Below are 18021 nucleotides of genomic sequence, written 5' to 3' on the forward strand. Positions count from 1 at the left end.
GTCGCAACCCGTCGCGGCGGTCCGAAAATCTCATAATCCGCCGATTGCGGCGGTCCGACGGCGAAAGGCGTCCGGTGGCGCATTCCGGTGACAGTCGTGGGCCGCCGGCCCGTGCAGGATAGTCGGATGCCCGCGGATTGTCGTCCTGGGCGCATGCTGGACCCGTGTCTGATGAGGCCGCTGGCCCTCACCCTGTTGTGCATACACCTCGTCGCGATCACGACCGGGGCGGAGGCCCTTGCGCAAACCCGGGCGCCGCGCGGCTCGATGACCGCCCGGATGACCTGCGCGGAGGCGATGGCCCTGGTCAAAGGCGAGCGGGACGTCGTGATCGCGGCCGGATCGGCACCGGAGCGGTTCGTCAGCGGCCCCGACCAGTGCAGCGGCTCGGAGATCGCCGAACTGCGCTTCGCACCGACCCGCGACAACCCGCAATGCCCGATCGGCTACCGGTGCCGCGAGCCGGGCTTCGAGGAGTGGAACTGGTAGGCGCGCTGGCGGCGTAAATCGCCGCATGTCCCGCAGGTAACCAAAGTTTCACGCGACAGCGCGGGGCACGTGCCCTTATCTCGCCATCGACCGGGGCCAAGGCCGCCGGCTTGCGCCCCCGCCGGGCGCGGTGGGACGGGAGAGACGCGTGGCAGCACTCAGGACCGGGCTCGGGATCCAGGCCGTGCTCACGGCCGTGGCCGCGCTGATCCTGCTGGCCCTGCCGGGCATCCCGAGCCCGCCGCTCTACGTGTCGCTCGCGGGCTTCGCGCTGGCCGGCATTCTGGTCGCGTCCAATAAAATCTCGGCCTACCTGAAGGTGTTCGTCTCGGTCTACGGCGTCGGCTACCTGCTGCTTGCCGGCTCGAAGACCGCCGCCGCCATGGGCCTGCTGCCGCCGGTGATCGCGGCGCTCCTGCCCCCGGCCTTCGCCGCCACCGGCGCGGTGGTGTTCGCCGCCATCGTGCTCGGCATCTCCTATCTCGAGCCGATCCAGGCGATTACCAACATCGCGGATCCGTATTTCGCCAACCGCGACAAGCCGACCAAGGAGATCGGCCTGTTCCGCTGGTTCGGCACCACTGAGGGGCGGATCGGCCGCAACCTCGTGGCGCTCTCGATCTTCGTGAACTTCGCCGACGTGGCGCTGACCCTGCGGTTCAACTTCTTCTACCGCGACATCTACAACGCCCTGCAGGAGTATGACGCGAACGCCTTCTGGTACCAGCTCCTCTGGGTGTTCGTGCCGCTGGCCACGCTGAACATCGCCATCGGCATGTTCGACCTGTTCGTGGATTCCTCGCTCCTGATCCGCTGGCGCACGTGGCTGACCCACAGCCTGTACGAGCGCTGGCTCGGCAACGGTACCCATTACCGGATCCCGTTCACCGACGAGGAGGCCGACAACCCGGATCAGCGCATCCAGGCCGACGTCAACAGCTTCATCGTGCAGACCACGACCCTGTCGATCCGGCTGCTCAGCCAGGCGGCGCAGCTCGTCTCGTTCATGGTGATCCTCTGGACCCTGTCGCGGGACTTCGTCGTGCCGTTTACCGACACGGTGATCCCGGGCTTCCTGGTCTGGCTGGTGATCGGCTACGCGGTGGTGGGCACGTGGCTCACCCACCTGATCGGCCGCCCGCTGATCGGGCTCGACTTCCGGCAGGAGCAGGTGGAGGCGAATTTCCGCTTCGCGCTGGCCCGCAACCGCATCTATTCCGAGCAGATCGCCCTGCTGCGCGGCGAGCGCGCGGAGGCTTCCCGGCTCTCGACGCTGTTCCACAGCGTGATCGACAACTACGTCGGTATCATCTTCCGGCGCATCAAGCTGATTGCCTTCACGTTCAGCTACCGCCAGGCGAGCGTGATCTTCCCGATGGTGCTCGCCGCGCCCTCCTTCTTCGCCAAGAAGATCACGCTGGGCGCCCTCCAGCAGACCTCGCAGGCCTTCGGGCAGGTGCAGAGTTCGCTGTCGTTCTTCGTGGATTCCTACACGACGCTCGCCGCCTACAAGGCCAACACCAACCGTCTCGGCTCCTTCCGGCGGGCCATGACCAAGGCCGAGGCGCTTGAGTCGGCGGGCTACGGGCTCGTCAAGGGCAACGACAGTACCGGGGACGTCACCGCGCGCGGCCTAGTCCTTGCCCTGCCGGACGGGCGCCCGATCGTGACCGCCGACGCGCTGACGCTGCCGCGGGGCGGGGCGACCCTGGTGACAGGGCCGTCCGGTTCGGGCAAGTCGACACTGTTCCGGGCGATCGCCGGGATCTGGCCATTCGGCAAGGGACGGGTCGACGTGCCGGCCGGACAGTCGGCCCTGCTGCTGCCGCAGAGGCCCTACATCCCGCTCGGCACCCTGCGCGGTGCGGTCGTCTATCCGAACACCACCGATCAATTCTCGGATGACGCCATCCGGGAGGCCTTGATCGCCGCCCAGCTCCCGCATCTCGCCGGTCACCTCGACGAGGTGGATACCTGGGAGCGGCGCCTGTCGGGGGGCGAGCAGCAGCGGCTCGCCATCGCACGGGTGCTGCTGGCCAAGCCCGAATGGCTGTTCCTCGACGAGGCGACCGCCTCGCTGGACGAGCCCTCCGAGGCGGCCCTCTACCGGACGTTGCGCGAGCGGCTGCCCGGGACGACGATCGTGTCGATCGGCCACCGCTCGACGCTGGAGGCGTTTCACGATCGGCGGATCGCGCTGGAGCCGGAGGGCGGGGTGTTCACCCCGCGGGAACGGAGGCAGCCGCTGCCGGCGGAGTAGGGCAGGCCCAATCCGCTTCTCCCCTTCCTCGCAGAGGGGGAGGGAGGGCCCGTACAGGTGACTTACGCCGCCCTGCGCAGCCCCGCGGCGGCCCGCGCCGCCTGCTCGATCGCTGCCGGATCCGGCGTGCCGGGCTTCACCACCCAGCTCCCGCCGACGCAGAGCACCGAGGGGATCGCCAGCCAGTCGGGCGCCGTCGCCTCGGTGATCCCGCCCGTGGGGCAGAACCGCACCGCGCCGAACACCGCTGCGTGCGCCTTCAGCGCCTTGATGCCGCCCGCGGCCTCGGCCGGAAAGAACTTGAACCGGTCGAGCCCATGATCCAGCCCGCGCATGATGTCGGCCGCCGAGGCGACGCCCGGCAGGTAGGGCACCCCGTTGGCCTTGGCGGCAGCGGTCAGCGGTTCGGTCAGCCCCGGCGAGACGATGAACTCGGCGCCGGCCGCCAGCGCCTTGTCGAGGTCGCGCGGGTTGAGCACCGTTCCGGCCCCGACCACCGCGCCCTGGACCCGGGTCATCTCTCGGATCACGTCGAGGGCGGCCGGCGTGCGCAGGGTGACCTCCAGGGCGGTCAGCCCGCCCTTCACCAGGGCCTCGGCGATGGGGCCGGCCTGGGCGACATCGTCGATCACCAGGACCGGAATGACGGGCACGGAGCGCATCAGCGCGTCGATGCTGGTCAGGTCGTTCATGGTCGGCAACTCCCGTACAGGCTTCAGAGGCCGGCGGCCGCGAGCATCGCGGAGGCGCCGCGCTCCGCCGTGTCAGCCCCATGGCGCATGAACGCGAACAGCTCGCGCCCGGTGCCCTGGCCGGACGGCGGTGCTTCGGCATCACGGCGGCCGGCGAATTCGGCAGCGTCCACCAGCACTTCGAGGAGACCCTCGGCGGCGCTGAGCCGGACGATGTCGCCGTCGCGGATCCGCCCGATCGGCCCGCCGCCCAGAGCCTCGGGACTCAGGTGGATCGCAGCCGGGACCTTTCCGGAGGCGCCCGACATCCGCCCGTCCGTCACCAGGGCGACCTTGTGGCCGCGGTCCTGCAGCACACCGAGCGGCGGCGTGAGCTTGTGGAGCTCCGGCATGCCGTTGGCCTTCGGGCCCTGGAACCGGACCACCACCACGACGTCCCGCTCCAGTTCGCCGGCCTTGAAGGCCTTCAGCACCTCGTCCTGGTCGGAAAACACCCGGGCCGGGGCCTCGATGGTCCGGCGCTGCTCCTCGACGGCGCTGGTCTTGAACGTCGCCCGGCCGAGATTGCCCTGCACAAGCCGCATGCCGCCGTCGGCCTGGAACGGATTGCCGGGGCGGCGCAGCATCGTGTCGTCGAGGCTCTTCGGCACGGCATCCTCGAAGACCAGCTCCTCGCCATCGAGCTTCGGATCGCGGGCGTGGTCCCGCAGGGACTGGCCGGCCACCGTCAGGATGTCGTCGTGCAGGAGCCCGGCATCGAGCAGCGCGGCCATCACGAAGCTCATCCCGCCCGCGGCGTGGAAGTGGTTCACGTCCCCCGCGCCGTTCGGGTAGACCCGCGCGATCAGCGGCACCGCGCTCGACAGCCGGTCGATGTCCTCCCAGTCGATCACGATGCCGGCGGCGCGGGCGATCGCCGGCAGGTGGATCGCGTGGTTGGTCGAGCCGCCCGTGGCGAGCAGGCCGACCGCGGCGTTCACGATCGCCTTCTCGTCGACGCACAGGCCGAGCGGCCGGTAGTCGTTGCCCGCACCGCCGATCTCGGTGAGCCGGTGGATCGCCGCCCGGGTCACGGCCTGCCGCAGCTTCGTGCCGGGATTGATGAAGGACGCGCCCGGCATGTGCAGGCCCATCATGTCCATCATCATCTGGTTGGAGTTGGCCGTACCGTAGAACGTGCAGGTGCCGGCGGAATGGTAGGAGGCGGACTCGGATTCGAGCAGTTCCGCCCGGCCGACCTTGCCCTCGGCATAGAGCTGGCGGATCCGCTGCTTCTCCTTGTTGGCGAGGCCGGAGGGCATCGGCCCGGCCGGGATCAGGATCGTCGGCAGGTGGCCGAAGCGGAGCGCGCCGATCAGAAGGCCGGGCACGATCTTGTCGCAGATGCCGAGCAAGGCCGCGCCGTCGAACATGCCGTGGCTCAAGCCCACCGCGGTGGAGAGCGCGATCGTGTCCCGGGAGAACAGCGACAGCTCCATGCCGCTCTGCCCCTGCGTGACGCCATCGCACATGGCCGGCGTGCCGCCCGCGACCTGCGCGGTGGCGCCGCGCTCACGGGCGAACAGCTTGATCTGCTCCGGATAGCGCCCGTAGGGCTGATGGGCCGAGAGCATGTCGTTGTAGGCGGTCACGATGCCGATGTTCATCGCGGTCCGCTCGTCGCGGATCGCCGCCTTGTCCTCGCCGGCGGCCGCGAAGCCGTGGGCGAGGTTGCCGCAGGCGAGCTTGCCGCGCCGGACCCCCGCCTCGCGCTCGCGGGCGATCAGGTCGCAATAGGCGCGCCGGGTCTCGCGGGAGCGCGAGACGACGCGCTCGGTGACCGCCGCGACCGCGGGGTGAAGCTCGGTCATGCTGGTTCCTCCAGGCTCGGTGCCGACGGGCGGGGCCGAGGCCGCGCCTCGACCCGGCACACGCATCCGTGGCACTGGCCGGTATCTAAGTGGTGCGCCGCGGGATGTAACCCGGCCGGCGCGCCACCCTCCCCCGCAGAGGGGGAGGGGGCCCGCGGAGGCGCTGCGCCGCGAACCGCCTCAATACTCCCAGAAGATGCGCTGCAGCTCCTTCGTGTCGCTGGTCTTGGTGAGCGCCACGGCCGCCAGGATCTTGGCCTTGGCGGGGTTCAGGTCGTGCGCCACGACCCAATCGTACGTGTCGTCCGGCTGCTCGGCGTTGCGCAGGACGAAGCCGTCCGGCACCCGCGAGGAGCGGATCACGATCGTGCCCTTGGATCGGATGTCCTTGAGCTTGTCGACGAGGTAGCCCGCCACCGAGCCGTTGCCGGTGCCGGCGTTGACGATCGCCTTGGCGCCCGCCTGAACCTCCGCGTCGTAGACGCCCGGGATCATGTTGCCCGAGCCGTACACGATGCCGACCAGCGGCAGGCTATCGATCTGGTCGATGTCGAACTCGGAGGTCGTGTTGTGGCGCTTCGACAGGGTGCGGAAGAAGTAGGTCTTGCCCTCGACCACCATGCCGAGCGGGCCCCACTGGCTGTAGAAGGCGCTCGGCACGATGTTGGTCCGCTTGTTCACGTCGCGGCCGCACTGGATGTAGTCGTTCATCGTGACGGTGACGCCCTTGCCGACCGCCTCCTTGCTCCCCGCCACCGTCACGGCGTCGAGCAGGTTGAGGGCGCCGTCGGCCGAGATCGCCGTGCCCGGCCGCATCGAGCCGACCACCACGATCGGCTTGTCGCTCTTCACCACGAGGTCGAGGAAGAAGGCGGTCTCCTCCAGGGTGTCGGTGCCGTGGGTGACGACCACGCCGTCGACGTCGTCCTGCTTCAGGAGCTGGGAGACGCGCTTGCCCAACTGGACGAGCTGGGCGTCGGTGAAGCTCTCCGAGGCGATCTGGAAGACCTGCTCGCCGCGCACGTTGGCGACATTGCTCATCTGCGGAACGGCCGCGATCAGCTTGTCGACCGGCACCTTGGCGGCGGTGTAGGTGGCACTGTTGGCGGCATCCGCGCCGGCGCCCGCGATGGTGCCGCCGGTGGCGAGGATCACCACGTTCGGCTTCCGGGCCGCGGCAGCCGTCCCGGCATCCGGCATCTCGCGGGCGCGTAGCGGGCTCGCCCCGCAGAGGCTGGCCAGGGCCAGCGCGAAGGCCGCTCCGCGCAGGGACGGGGCCGCGCCGCTTCGGCAGACAAACATGCGGTGATCCTCGAACGATGAAGAGGGTGGCGAGTCGGGGCTCGACGCGGCGATGGTAGCCGCCCGGATTTGTCAGGCAAGGATCGTGCAGGCCGCCGCCGCACAGCCGGCGCCGGATCGTTACGCAAGCTCGGGCGTTGTCAGGGGTTGCTGTCCGTTCGGAGGTGATCCCGATGCTGCATCTCGCCGGTCTGCTCGACGAGCTCGAGCGCAGCGAGCCCGCCCGGGCCGCCGTGGCGATCCTCGAAGGCTCGCTCTCCCGCCGGTCCCTCGAGGAGCAGGGCGCCTTCTGGCGTGCCGTGGACCTGTACTACGTGTCGCGCAAGGCGCCGCCGGAGGCGACGCAGGCGGTCGAGGTCGCCCCGGTGCTCGCTGTCGCCTCGTGATGCGCAGCGTGCGGGCTGTTCGCACGGTTTCGCAGGCGTGACGGCCCGCAGAGCGCTGCGCGCGCAGAGACGGTGTGGAGCGATCGGTCCCGTTCCGTCTCAGGCGCTCGCGGGAACGGCCGGCGGAAGCGTGCCGCCGCTCTCCGGCTCGCTGTCGGCGGCGTTGGCGCCGCGGGTCTCGGGCATGAGCGTGAGGTAGATCACGAACCCAAGGGCCGCGATGGCGGCGAGCGCCAGGAAGGCCGTGGAATATCCGGCCGACACGATGATCACGCCGGCGAGCGTTGCGCTCAGGGAGGCGCCGATCCCCTGGGCGGTGGCGACCGCGCCCTGCGCGGCGTTGAAGCGTCCCCCGCCGCGGGTCAGATCGGACACGACGATCGGGAACAGCGCGCCGTAGACGCCCGCGCCGATCCCGTCGAGGAGCTGGACGCCCACCAGCCAGAACGGGTTGTCCGACAGGGTGTAGAGCACGCCCCGCAGGGCCAGCACCCCGAAAGCCGCCAGGAAGATCGGCTTGCGGCCGATCACGTCGGCCTTGGCGCCCACGAAGATCGCCACCGGCACCATCACGCATTGCGCCGCCACGATGCACACCGCGATCAGCGAGGTCGCATGGTCCTTGCCCGACAGGTGCGTGAGGAGTTGACCCACCGAGGTCAGCATCGCCGCGTTGGCGAGGTGGAACACCGCGCAGAGCACCGCGAAGAGCAGCAGGGCCTTGTTCTGAAACAGGGTGGAGAGGCCGGAGGGCTGCTCCTGGGCTGCTTCCTCCTTTTCGGTCATGCCCCGGGCGAGGTCGTCGTCGATGGCGTCGGCTGGCACCATCAGCATGGCGCCGATGGAGCAGGCCGCCAGAAGCCCCATGAGCCAGAACACCACGATCGGTCCGAAGAAATAGGCGAGACCCCCCGCCACCGCGGCCGAAGCCGCATTGCCGGCGTGATTGAACCCCTCGTTGCGGCCGATCCGCTTGGCGAACATCTTTGGGCCGACGAGGCCGAGGGTGATGGCGGCGAGCGCGGGCGGGAAGATCGTGCCGGCCACATGCGCGAGCGACTGGGTCGCGGTCACGACGTAGAAGTTGGAGATGAACGGCAGGACGAGGCAGCTTGCCGTCACCGCGACGGCGCCCCCAATCACCACGGCGCGCTTGTGGTTGGTGGCGTCGATGAAGGCGCCCGCGGGCGTCTGCGCTACGAGACCCAGGATCCCCGCGATGGTCATGACGAGGCCCGTGGTGGCCTCGTTCCAGCCCTGGTCCGGGCCGCGCACGGCGATGAGGTAGATGGCGAGGTAGGGGCCGAGACCGTCGCGCACGTCGGCCAGGAAGAAGTTGAGGGCATCGAGGCCGCGCAGGGCCTTGGTCGAGGGGGTGGGAGTCCCCGCATCGGCGCCCGTCGCGCCTGTCCCGATGATGCTCATCCCGATCCGCCCCAATCAAACGGATGGGCCCGCCGCAAACCGGTCGGCCCGTCGCTCGCGGTGCTCGACGCCTCTGCGGATATTCGGTTCCTCGACAAAGACGATCGTGGCCGTGTCGGACGCGATTCCCTGGGACGGCCCGCGGTCAATCAGGGTCGAGGACCTTGGAAGCGTCAGGATTCCCGACATCGCATGCCGCATCGGCCGACAGATCGGCACCGGGCGCGCCGAGGCCGTAGCGCTCGATCTTGGCGTAGAGGAGCTGGCGCTGGATCCCCAGACGGCGGGCGGCCCGGGCCCTGTTGCCCTCGCTCGCGCGCAAGGCGGCGGCGATCATGGTCCGCTCCAGGCGGGCGACGGCACTCGGCAGATCACCGGAAAGCCATTCCGCCTGCACGGCATCCGCGGTCCGCCGGTCGGGCCTGTCCGTGGGCAGGTCAAGATCGTCGGCCGCGATCACGCCGCCGCGCCCCAGGACCGCGGTGCGCTCGACGACGTTGCGGAGTTCGCGGACATTGCCGGGCCAGTCATGGGCCAGCAGACGGGAGGCGGCCCCCCGGTCGAGGCGCTTGCCCGACCGGACGAGGAAGTGCTCGGCCAGCGGGACGATGTCGGCGAGGCGCTCGCGCAGGGGCGGCAGGGCGATCGGCACGACGTTGAGGCGGTAATACAGGTCGGCGCGGAACCGGCCCTCGGCGACGAGCCCCGGGAGGTCGCGATGGGTCGCCGCCACGAGGCGCACATCGACCCGGGCCGGGCTGCCGCCAAGGGGAGTCACCACGCAGTCCTGGATGACGCGGAGGATCTTGGCCTGCATGGACGCCGGCATGTCGCCGATCTCGTCGAGGAACAGCGTGCCGCCCTCGGCCCGGTGGAAGGCGCCGGCCCGGTCCGCCGCCGCCCCGCCGAACGCCCCCCGGACATGCCCGAACAACTCGCTCTCCAGCAGATCCCCCGGGATCGCCGCGCAGTTCACCGGAACGAACGGGCGCGCCCGACGCCGGGAAAAGGCGTGGAGTGCCCGCGCCACCTCCTCCTTGCCGGTGCCGGTCTCGCCCTGGATCAACACCGTCGAAGGGGTGTCGGCCACGAGGCCGATCGTCTTCTGGACCCGCCGCATGCCTTCGCTGGAGCCGACGAGGCCGGGATGGCCGGCCGGGACATCCGCGACGGCGCCCGCCGGCCGGACGGTCTTCAGCATCGCGTCGAGGGCGGCCGAGAGGTCTGCGCGGCCGATCGGCTTGGTGAGATGGTCGTGCGCCCCGAAGCGCATCGCCTCGATGGTGTTGGCCGGGCTCGCGAAGGCGGTCAGCACGGTGACCGGGGGTTGGTCCGGCAGGGCGCAGATCCGTTCCAGCGTCGCCATGCCGTCGAGGTCGCCGGGCATGCGCAGATCGAGCAGCACGGCCGTCACCGGGCTGTCCCGCAGCCGTGCCAGCGCCTCCGAGCCGGACGCCGCCGGCAGGGGCGTGTGGCCGAGGTCGGCCACGGTCTCGGCGAGACCCTCGCGCAGGGCCGGGTCGTCGTCGACGATCAGGATGGTTGCCATGGCAGATCCAGCAGGAAGGTGGTCTCCGGCGCGTCCGCGTCCAGCCTGACCTCGCCGCGATGGGCCAGCGCGATCTCGCGCACGATCGCGAGTCCCAGGCCGGTCCCGTCGGCGCGGCCCGTGACGAAGGGCTCGAACAGGCCCGCACGGATCGCGGGATCGATGCCGGGGCCGGTATCGCCGACCCGCAGACGCAAGCGGAGGGCGCCATCGACCGTGACCCGCTCGGCGCCGAGGCAGACCCGGCCCCCGGGCGGGGTGTTCTGGAGGGCGTTCAGCAGCAGGTTGTCCAACGCGCGGGCGATCTGCGCCCGGTCGATATGCGGATGGTCCGCCTCGGGCAGGCCGGCCGCCGCGATCACGACCCGCACGGCATGGCCGTTCGCAAGATCCTCGTGCAGGCCGGCGCACTCGGCCAGCAGCGGCGCCACCGCGGTCGGCGTCCGGCTGAGGGGACGCGCCTGCGTCAGGTTGAGCAGGTCGCGCAGCAGCGTATCGACCCGCGCGATCTGGCCCAGCACCGTGCGCAGGGCCGATGCCGCCCGGTCCGGATCGCCGCTGACCAGGGCGTTCTCGGCCTTGAGCCGCATCGCGGCGATCGGATTGCGGATCTCATGGGCGATGCTCGCCGCGAGCCGGCCGACGGCGGCCAGGCGCTCGGCGGCCACCACGCGGCCGCGGGCATCCCGCAGCCGCCCGCCCGCCGCATTGAGGGCATCGACCAGGCGGTCGAATTCTCGCTCGCCGGTGTAACTGAGGCGCGGCAGGTCCTCGCCGTCCGGTCGCGGCGCCGAGAGATCGGCCTCGAGCCGGGCGATCCGGTTGGAGAACCCGTAGAGGAACCAGCCGAGAAAGGCCGCGGAGCCCAGGACCGTGGCGGCCAGGAAGCCGAGTCCCGCCAGGAACCGCGTGTAGGTGGGACCGTCGTTGACGTGGGCGCGCCCCATGGTCCACGCGGTCAATCCCGGTTCCGGGCCGCGCAGGGGACAGGCTTGGAGCAGGAGCACCTGCGTGCGGCTCGGTCGGTTCAGCGCGACGGCGTGACCGACGCGCAGGGCCTGGGCGTTCACCGCGGCGATCGTGTCGCGCTCGGCGGCCGGGAGATCGGTCTTCGGCCCGGTCCCCTCGTAGGTGGGGTAGGCGTAGGCGACCGACCCGTCCTGGCTGCTCCAGATCCCACCCTCGATGCCCGGGCTGCCGCCAAGTGCGGCGTCGACGGCCCCGTTGAGGTCCGCTTCCGAGGCGGATCCGTGCAGGTCGACCAGGGCGGCGTAGCGGTCGATGATCTCGCGGCAGGCCCGCCCCACCGTGATGTCCGCCCGGGCCACCTGGACGCCGGTCGATTGCGCGTAGACCCCGAACATCAGGTAGGCGGTCGCGATCGCCGAGGCGAGCAACAGAATCCACAGGGCGAGGAGCCGGGCGCGCAGGCTGTAGGCCGTCACGGCGGCGCTCGGTCGAACACGGCTTTCGGTCCCTGCTTTGTCGCGCTATCCGATACCGAAGCGGTGCCCGCGCTTGTGGGGGAGTTTTTTGAGCAGACTAGCGTTGGCAGGCCAACGCGTCATCCGCTCAGGTCCTTGGTGTGTCGCAGGTTTCTGTCGCAAAACCGGTGACCACGTTTGCGAAACCCGCCTAGATCCGACCGGTCGCCACCAGCTTGCCGAGCAGGGCGTTCACGCGGGTCTGCCACCCGGGGCCAGTGCCACGCAGGTGTTCCACCGTCTTGGCGTCCAGGCGGATCTTGACCTCTACCTTCGGATGTTCCGCCTTCGGCCGCCCGCGCCGGGCCGGCGTGATCCCGGACATACAAGCCGCGTCCATCGACGAGTTGCCGTCATGACTGTCGGGATCAAGCTTGGCCATGCCGGAACCTCACCGCGTGCTTCTTTGCCGGATGCGGGCCGATGGCGCGGACCGCATCCGCGTGGGAGTCTTCGGTGAAGACCAACACCTTCAGGCGATCGCCTTCACGCTCCAACGCCGTATCCGGATCGAACCCTTCTTCGGCCAGCCGGGACAGGCCGTGCTCGGCGACATCAGGGCGGTCCTTGGCTGGGTCGAACGCGATGCCCGCGGATTTTCGTACACCCATTAAATCAGGTGCGCAACATCAGGGTCTGTCGGCCGAACTGGGCGCCGGCCTGGCGCAAGAGAGCGCGTCGCAACAAGGACTTGTGAGTATCATCCCTGAAGGCGATCTTTGGAATGGGGAAAGGATAACACAAGATTAAAGATCCGGAGCGTCGGTCCAGTTCCGATTTCCAGGTCGATGCTTTAAGGTGCCCGCCAAGACTGCGAGGCGGCGCGACTCGCTGCACGGACGGTTTCTTCCGGGCCATTTCCGATCGTCATGCGATCGGGAACGGCGCAAGCATGCTCCTGATGGAGACGGACCGTGTCCCACGCGCTGGTGAATCGAGAGGCGCTCGACGAACTCAGCGCGGTGATCGGACCGGAGAAGCTCGCGCGCATCGTCGACAGGTTCCTGCTCAGTCTCGCCAGCGCCGTCGAGGAGGGGGACCGCACCGCGGCCGATTATGGGCGGGAGGCGCACACGCTCGTGTCGATGTCGGGCATGCTCGGCTGCGACGCCCTATCCCGGGCCTGCCGCGCCGTCGAGGAAGCCGCGGCGGCGGGACACGACCTCACGGACTCCCTGGCCGCCCTGCGGATGCTGCGCGATCAAACGGTCGTGGCCCTTCAAGATTTGGGCGCCGTCATCCCCGCGACCGATCAGCCCGCGATCACCGCCTCGAGCGGCGCCTCGAAGGTCAGGACCGCCCCCTCCGGCGGGTAGGTCAGCAGCGCGGAGCCGCCGAAGCCGTGGACGAGGCTGCGGGCGATGAGGCGCGTGCCGAACCCGCTGCGGGTCGGCGGAGCCACGGGCGGGCCGCCGGTCTCCTCCCAGCGGAAGCGCAGCCGCGGGCCACCCTCCGCGTCGAGCACCGCCCAGGTGATGCCGACCGTGCCCCCGGCAACCGACAGGGCGCCGTACTTGGCCGCGTTGGTCCCGAGTTCGTGCAGCATCAGCGCCAGGGTCAGGCCGTGCCGCGGTCCAAGCGTCAGGTCGGCGCCTTCGACGCGGAAGCGGCCCGTCACGCCGTCGTCGTGCAGCGAGATCGCCCCCGCGACCAGACCGACCAGCGAAGCTCGGGCGAAGGATCCCTGGAGCAGGACGTCGTGGGCCTTGGCCAGCGCCAGCAGGCGCGCCGCCAGGGCCTCGCCGGCGGCTTCCAGCGAGACCGCATTGCGCATGGTCTGCGCCGCCACCGCCTGGACCAGGGCGATGGTGTTCTTCATCCGGTGCGCGAGTTCCTGCATCAGCAGGGTCTGGTGCGCCTCCGCGAGCTTCAGCTCGGTGATGTCGCGGGAGACCGTGAGGATGCGCTCCGGGCTGCCGGGCGTCGCGCCGATCGGCGTGACGGCCACGTCCCACCACCGAATCGCCGGGCCGGTCTCGACCTGCGCCTGGAACCGGCTCGGCCGGCCGAGGCGCGCCCGGTCCAGGGCGGCGACGGCGGCCTCGCGATCCTCCGGCCGGGTCCAAACCTCGATCCAGGGGCGGCCGATCGCCTCCGCCTCGTCCTGCACGCCGGACAAGGCCGGACCGTCCGCGGACGCGGTGATCAGGGATCCGTCGCGATCGAGCAATTCCAGATAATCGTTAGAGGCCGTCGGCAGCGCGGAGGGCCTGAGGCCTGCGAGCGGCGCCCGGATCTGCGGCGAGGCGGTCTGTGGCCGCTCGGCGGCGACGCGGCCGGCCTCGACGCGGCTCGCCGCCTCGATGATGCGGCCGAGGCGGCGGCTGCGCTGCCGCTCCCGGTCGGCCTGCGCGCTCGCCTGCGCCAGCAAGTCGCGCAGGCGGGCGTTCTCCGCTTCGAGCATGTCGAGGCGCCGCTCCGCCCCGTCGACCCGCGGCAACACGATGACCGCTTCCATCGCCCGCCCCCTCGTCACCCTGGCCGCGCGCCCGTGCGCGACGCAGCAGGTCCTCCGACGCGCAGGCGCGGCGACGCCGTATCGGGTCAGGAAAGCACCGGCGGCTTGAGCCGCTTCTGGCGACCGATCCCTGCCCGCAGCCGAGCGAATCGTTGGATGGCTCACGCTACCATGACGGCTGCGATAATCAAACGAGATCGGTATTCGCGGTGCAGCGAAAACTTATGTTTCGATCGGTTGCTGCGTTGAGAACAGCTACTTGTTTCGCATCAGCAGCACGAGCCAGCCGATGCCGAGGACAAAGATAATCAAGCCGATCGAGACGAAGACCGGCGTGCCGAGGTCAATCAGCCGCGGCGCGAGCTGCGTCGCGAAGGCCGCCACCACCAAGGCCACCGCCACCCGGGCGGCGGCGCGCTCGATGCCGCGGGTGACCTTGTCGAGCCCCTTCACCTCGATCTCGACCGTGACGCGGCCCTGCTTCAGGCGCACCAACATCAGGTGGATCAGCGTCGGCAGCTCCGAGGCCGCGCCGTAGAGGCCGACGCCCAGCGCCTCGGCCTTCTGCTTGAGAGCCGAGAGCGAGAACTGCGTCTGCATGCTGGCCCGCACCGTGGGGCCGGCCGCCGCGAACAGGTCGAAATCGGGGTCGAGGTGGCGCATCACGCCGTCGGCGGTCACCAGTCCCTTGAACAGGATGGCGAGGTCGGTCGGCATCGCGAGGTCGTTCTCCCGGGCCATGTTCATGAAGTCGGTGAGCACCAGCCCGAGGTTCAGCGGGATCGAAGAATGGCTCTCCACGAAGGACTGGGCCGAGACCTGGAGGCGGGTCAGGTCGGGGTTGCTGGTGCCGGTCCAGTCGAGCAGCACGGCCATCAGGCCGTCGGCGTCCTGCTTGAGCATGGCGCCGATCAGCACCAGGAGCTGCGAGCGGCGGCGCTGCGACAGGCGGCCGATGATGCCGAAATCGATGAAGCCGATCTTGTTGCCCGGCATCGCCAGCATGTTGCCGGGGTGCGGATCGGCGTGGAAGTGCCCCTCGATCAGCGCCATCTGCAGGAAGGCGTCGGTGCCCTTCTGGGCCAGCAGCTTCTTGTCGAGGCCGGCCGCGCGGAGCGCCGCGTCGTCGTTCGGCGGGATGCCGTGGATGAAGTCCTGCACCAGCACCCGCTCGGAACAGTATTCCCAGTGGATCTTCGGGAAGACGATGTCGTCGCGGCCTTCGAAGATCTGCGCCAGCAACTCGCAGTTGCGCGCCTCGTTGAGCAGGTCGAGCTCCCCGTTCAGCCCGTCGGCGAGGTGGCGCATCTGCTCCCGCGGCTGGTAGCGGGCCATGTCGGGCCATTCGTTCTCGACGATGCGGGCGCCGTGGGCCATCAGGCGCAGATCCGCCTCGATGATCTTGCGCAGGTTCGGCCGCAGCACCTTGACGATCACGTCCTCGCCCGAATGCAGCCGCGCCCGGTAAACCTGGGCGATCGACGCGGAGGCGATCGGGTTGGTGTCGAATTCGGCGAAGATCTCCGTGGGCGGGGCGCCGAGATCCTGTTCGAGCTGCGGCCCGATCTGCTCCCACGCGACCGGCACGACCTGGCTGTGCAGCTTCTGCAGCTCCTCGGTCCAGGCCGGCGACAGCAGGTCGGGCCGGCTCGCGAGCACCTGCCCGAACTTGATGAAGGTCGGGCCCAGCGCCTCGATCGCCCGGCGCAGCCGCTCCGGCTCCGACAGGCGGGTGACGTCGACCCGGGGCCGGCGGCGCGGCAGCAGGGGCAGGTAGCGCAGGCCGAGCCGGTCCACGACGCGGGTCACGCCGAAGCCGATTAGGATCGTCGCGATCTCCGACAGCCGCTGGCGGTCGCGGGCGGCAACGAAGGCTGTCTTCAGCATGGAGGGCGCGATCCGGTCGGACGGGATTGGGCGTCCGGACAGCACGAGCATAAGGACTTTTTTGCGGTCGCGAAGCGCGCGACGCGGCCACCCGTGCCGTTATCGGCCCGGCGCGGGATCAAGCCGATCCCGCGCCGGATCGCCTCAGGGGCTTGGTGCGGTTGCCGGAATTGGTGACGGGTCCGCGCTTCGCCGCGCGTCGCCGAACCGCGCGTTGACCACCAGCAGGGTCACGATCACCGCCGAGAAGGCGAGCGCGGCCAGGAAGTACAGGCCCGCCTCGAAGCTGCCGCTGCCCTCCCGGATCCAGCCGACGATCGAGGGCGCGACGAAGCCGCCGAGATTGCCGATGCAGTTGATCAGCGCGATGCCGCCCGCCGCCGCGCTGCCCGACAGGAACACCGAGGGCAGAGCCCAGAACGGCGCCTTGCCGCCGTAGAGGCCCAGGGCGGCCACCGCCATGAAGGCCACGGCCCAGAGTGAACCGGTGGCGAGCCCGGCGAGAGCCAGACCCACAGCCGTGAGCAGGAGCGCCCCCGCGAGCGTCAGGCGCCGGTCGTTGGTCCGGTCCGAGATCCAGCCGATGGTCAGGCCGCCCACCACCCCGAACACGTAGGGCACCGCGGTCATCAGCCCGGTCTGCATGTCCGAGAGGCCGGTGCTCTTGAGGATCTGCGGCAGGAAGAACGCGAGGCCGAGATTGGCGCCGGTGTTGGCGAAGTAGATGAACGACAGGGCGATCAAGCGCGGGTCGGCGAAGGCCTTGCGCAGGCTGGTGCCGTGGGCGGCCGCCACCGTGCGCTGCTCGGCGTCGATCACCGCCTGGAGGGCCGTCCGGTCGGCGGGCGCGAGCCACGCCGCGTCCTTCGGCCGGTCGGGGATCAGGGCCAGGAAGACGAAGCCGAACAGGGTGGTGGGGATCCCCTCCAGCAGGAACAGCCATTGCCAGCCCTTGAGGCCGAGGAGCCCATCGAGCTGCATGATCGAGGTCGAGAGCGGCGCGCCGATCGCGAGCGAAACAGGGATCCCGACCGCGAAGGCGCCGAAGATCCGCGCCCGGTAGGCCTTCGGGAACCAGTAGGTCAGGTAGAGGATCACGCCCGGGTAGAACCCGGCCTCGGCGGCCCCGAGCAGGAAACGCAGGACCAGGAAGCTCGTCGCGCCCTGCACGAACATCATGGAGGCCGAGAGCAGCCCCCAGGTGATCATGATCCGCGCGATCCAGCGCCGCGCGCCGACCTTCTCCAGGATCAGGTTGCTCGGCACCTCGAAGATGAAATAGCCGATGAAGAAGATCCCGGCGCCGAGGCCGAACACGGCCGGGCCGATGCCGAGGTCGGCGTTCATCCGCAGGGCCGCGAAGCCGACGTTGATCCGGTCGACATAGGCCATGACGTAGCCGATGAAGAGCAGCGGCATCAGCCGGAAGAAGACCTGCCGGACGATCCGGTCCTGTTCGTTCGGGGCCATGGTTTCCTCTCCGGATTTTTTTGGATATCGCGGCTTGGTGTCCGGGACTTGCCCGTTCCGGTCAGAAGGCCGGTTCCAGCCCGCTCGCCCGGTAGGCCGCGGCGGCCTCCGGCGTCGTCAGCCCGGCGAGGAAGCGCGCTGCACCCACCCGGTCGGTCGCGCCCCGCAGGATCGCGGCCGCGAAGGTCGTGACCTCCTGGACCGGCTCGGGGAAGGGGCCGACCACCTCGATCCCCGGCACGACCATCAGCTCGCTGATCTGCTGGACCGCGAGGTCGGCCTCGCCGGAGACGAGCTTTTCCGCCGTGAAGCCCTGCGGGATGATGGTGGCCTTGGCGTTCACCGCCTCGGCGAGGCCCAGCCGCGGCAGCAGGCCTGCGAAGTAGATCCCGCTGGCGCCGGTGCGCGAATAGGCCACCGAGCGGGCCGCCGTGAGCGTGCGCTTCAGCGCCTCGACGGTGCTGATGTCCGGATGGGGCGTGCCGGCCTTTACGGCGAGGCCGTAGCGCGAGCGCACCGCATCGACCCGGGTCTCCGGCTCGACCCGGCCCTCCGCGATCAGGCGCTCCATCGCGTCCGACAGGACCAGCACCGCATCCCCGGTCTCGCCGGCTTCGAGCGCCTTCATGATGACGGTGGTGGGCGCCCAGTGGATCGCCGCCCGGCCGCCCGCCGCCTCGAAGGCCGGGATGACATGCGCATCGAAGGCGCCGCGCACCACGAGGGCGCATTTCAGTTGGGTCGCGGCTTGGACGTCGGTCATGTCGTG

16 protein-coding genes are annotated in these 18021 nt (G+C 70.1%); 4 read left to right on the forward strand and 12 right to left on the reverse strand.

Annotated elements, in window-relative coordinates:
- The first annotated feature begins 171 nt into the window (after positions 1–171).
- Together MKK75_RS34335 and MKK75_RS34340 are read left to right on the forward strand one after the other, a co-directional pair.
- Positions 172–489: a hypothetical protein gene (locus MKK75_RS34335; RefSeq protein ID WP_244046945.1), complete on the forward strand. Its 318-nt coding sequence runs from the start codon at positions 172–174 to the stop codon at positions 487–489.
- Between the two features lie 148 nt (positions 490–637).
- Positions 638–2749, forward strand: coding sequence for an ABC transporter ATP-binding protein/permease (locus MKK75_RS34340; protein ID WP_244046946.1), 2112 nt, complete (start codon positions 638–640; stop codon positions 2747–2749).
- 62 nt (positions 2750–2811) lie between these two features.
- On the opposite strand, the gene eda is transcribed toward MKK75_RS34340, so the two are convergent.
- The 3 genes from eda to MKK75_RS34355 all read right to left on the reverse strand — a co-directional run bounded on the left by eda (position 2812) and on the right by MKK75_RS34355 (position 6593).
- Positions 2812–3441, reverse strand: coding sequence for a bifunctional 4-hydroxy-2-oxoglutarate aldolase/2-dehydro-3-deoxy-phosphogluconate aldolase (eda, locus tag MKK75_RS34345; protein ID WP_244046947.1), 630 nt, complete (start codon positions 3439–3441; stop codon positions 2812–2814).
- A gap of 23 nt (positions 3442–3464) precedes the next feature.
- On the reverse strand, positions 3465–5291 hold the full coding sequence (gene edd, locus MKK75_RS34350) for a phosphogluconate dehydratase (protein WP_244046948.1): 1827 nt from the start codon (positions 5289–5291) through the stop codon (positions 3465–3467).
- A 180-nt stretch (positions 5292–5471) separates the two neighbouring features.
- On the reverse strand, positions 5472–6593 hold the full coding sequence (locus tag MKK75_RS34355; RefSeq protein ID WP_244046949.1) for an asparaginase: 1122 nt from the start codon (positions 6591–6593) through the stop codon (positions 5472–5474).
- Between the two features lie 173 nt (positions 6594–6766).
- Between MKK75_RS34355 and MKK75_RS34360 the strand changes: the two genes are divergently transcribed.
- Positions 6767–6979, forward strand: coding sequence for a hypothetical protein (locus MKK75_RS34360; protein ID WP_244046950.1), 213 nt, complete (start codon positions 6767–6769; stop codon positions 6977–6979).
- 99 nt (positions 6980–7078) lie between these two features.
- Here MKK75_RS34360 and MKK75_RS34365 read toward each other — a convergent pair whose 3' ends face one another.
- The 5 genes from MKK75_RS34365 to MKK75_RS34385 form a co-directional block, all read right to left on the reverse strand.
- On the reverse strand, positions 7079–8404 hold the full coding sequence (locus MKK75_RS34365; protein WP_244046951.1) for an MFS transporter: 1326 nt from the start codon (positions 8402–8404) through the stop codon (positions 7079–7081).
- A gap of 145 nt (positions 8405–8549) precedes the next feature.
- Positions 8550–9953, reverse strand: coding sequence for a sigma-54-dependent transcriptional regulator (locus MKK75_RS34370; RefSeq protein ID WP_244046952.1), 1404 nt, complete (start codon positions 9951–9953; stop codon positions 8550–8552).
- Positions 9938–11398 (reverse strand): sensor histidine kinase, encoded by a 1461-nt coding sequence (locus MKK75_RS34375; RefSeq protein WP_244046953.1) that lies wholly within the window; start codon positions 11396–11398, stop codon positions 9938–9940. Before MKK75_RS34375 ends, MKK75_RS34370 begins: the two co-directional genes overlap by 16 nt.
- A gap of 190 nt (positions 11399–11588) precedes the next feature.
- Positions 11589–11819 carry a BrnA antitoxin family protein gene (locus MKK75_RS34380; RefSeq protein ID WP_244046954.1) on the reverse strand — a complete coding sequence of 77 codons (231 nt, stop codon included), beginning with the start codon at positions 11817–11819 and terminating at the stop codon, positions 11589–11591.
- Positions 11806–12048, reverse strand: a complete 243-nt coding sequence (locus tag MKK75_RS34385; RefSeq protein WP_244046955.1) for a hypothetical protein — start codon at positions 12046–12048, stop codon at positions 11806–11808. The genes MKK75_RS34380 and MKK75_RS34385 overlap by 14 nt, the downstream gene beginning before the upstream one ends.
- A 303-nt stretch (positions 12049–12351) precedes the next feature.
- Here MKK75_RS34385 and MKK75_RS34390 point away from each other — a divergent pair, with 303 nt between their 5' ends.
- Positions 12352–12753 (forward strand): Hpt domain-containing protein, encoded by a 402-nt coding sequence (locus tag MKK75_RS34390; RefSeq protein ID WP_244046956.1) that lies wholly within the window; start codon positions 12352–12354, stop codon positions 12751–12753.
- Here MKK75_RS34390 and MKK75_RS34395 read toward each other — a convergent pair.
- The 4 genes from MKK75_RS34395 to MKK75_RS34410 all read right to left on the reverse strand — a co-directional run bounded on the left by MKK75_RS34395 (position 12690) and on the right by MKK75_RS34410 (position 18015).
- Complete coding sequence (locus MKK75_RS34395) at positions 12690–13895, reverse strand: sensor histidine kinase (RefSeq protein ID WP_244046957.1); 1206 nt, start codon at positions 13893–13895, stop codon at positions 12690–12692. The two genes, MKK75_RS34390 and MKK75_RS34395, sit on opposite strands and share 64 nt — an antisense overlap.
- 255 nt (positions 13896–14150) lie before the next feature.
- Positions 14151–15782 carry an ABC1 kinase family protein gene (locus MKK75_RS34400; protein ID WP_244046958.1) on the reverse strand — a complete coding sequence of 544 codons (1632 nt, stop codon included), beginning with the start codon at positions 15780–15782 and terminating at the stop codon, positions 14151–14153.
- A gap of 144 nt (positions 15783–15926) precedes the next feature.
- Positions 15927–17252, reverse strand: a complete 1326-nt coding sequence (locus MKK75_RS34405) for an MFS transporter (RefSeq protein WP_244046959.1) — start codon at positions 17250–17252, stop codon at positions 15927–15929.
- A 61-nt stretch (positions 17253–17313) separates the two neighbouring features.
- On the reverse strand, positions 17314–18015 hold the full coding sequence (locus MKK75_RS34410; RefSeq protein WP_244046960.1) for a molybdate ABC transporter substrate-binding protein: 702 nt from the start codon (positions 18013–18015) through the stop codon (positions 17314–17316).
- Between the last annotated feature and the right edge of the window lie 6 nt (positions 18016–18021).

Origin of the sequence: Methylobacterium sp. J-030 (genome assembly GCF_022829545.1) — a bacterium.
Classification (GTDB): domain Bacteria; phylum Pseudomonadota; class Alphaproteobacteria; order Rhizobiales; family Beijerinckiaceae; genus Methylobacterium.

Excerpts from the sequence above, each read along its gene's own strand:
- MKK75_RS34335 (WP_244046945.1), top strand. The coding sequence starts at position 172 with ATGAGGCCGCTGGCCCTCACCCTGTTGTGCATACACCTCGTCGCGATC.
- eda (WP_244046947.1), bottom strand. The coding sequence starts at position 3,441 with ATGAACGACCTGACCAGCATCGACGCGCTGATGCGCTCCGTGCCCGTC.
- edd (WP_244046948.1), bottom strand. The coding sequence starts at position 5,291 with ATGACCGAGCTTCACCCCGCGGTCGCGGCGGTCACCGAGCGCGTCGTC.
- MKK75_RS34355 (WP_244046949.1), bottom strand. The coding sequence starts at position 6,593 with ATGTTTGTCTGCCGAAGCGGCGCGGCCCCGTCCCTGCGCGGAGCGGCC.
- MKK75_RS34360 (WP_244046950.1), top strand. The coding sequence starts at position 6,767 with ATGCTGCATCTCGCCGGTCTGCTCGACGAGCTCGAGCGCAGCGAGCCC.
- MKK75_RS34365 (WP_244046951.1), bottom strand. The coding sequence starts at position 8,404 with ATGAGCATCATCGGGACAGGCGCGACGGGCGCCGATGCGGGGACTCCC.
- MKK75_RS34370 (WP_244046952.1), bottom strand. The coding sequence starts at position 9,953 with ATGGCAACCATCCTGATCGTCGACGACGACCCGGCCCTGCGCGAGGGT.
- MKK75_RS34380 (WP_244046954.1), bottom strand. The coding sequence starts at position 11,819 with ATGGCCAAGCTTGATCCCGACAGTCATGACGGCAACTCGTCGATGGAC.
- MKK75_RS34385 (WP_244046955.1), bottom strand. The coding sequence starts at position 12,048 with ATGGGTGTACGAAAATCCGCGGGCATCGCGTTCGACCCAGCCAAGGAC.
- MKK75_RS34395 (WP_244046957.1), bottom strand. The coding sequence starts at position 13,895 with ATGGAAGCGGTCATCGTGTTGCCGCGGGTCGACGGGGCGGAGCGGCGC.
- MKK75_RS34400 (WP_244046958.1), bottom strand. The coding sequence starts at position 15,782 with ATGCTGAAGACAGCCTTCGTTGCCGCCCGCGACCGCCAGCGGCTGTCG.
- MKK75_RS34405 (WP_244046959.1), bottom strand. The coding sequence starts at position 17,252 with ATGGCCCCGAACGAACAGGACCGGATCGTCCGGCAGGTCTTCTTCCGG.
- MKK75_RS34410 (WP_244046960.1), bottom strand. The coding sequence starts at position 18,015 with ATGACCGACGTCCAAGCCGCGACCCAACTGAAATGCGCCCTCGTGGTG.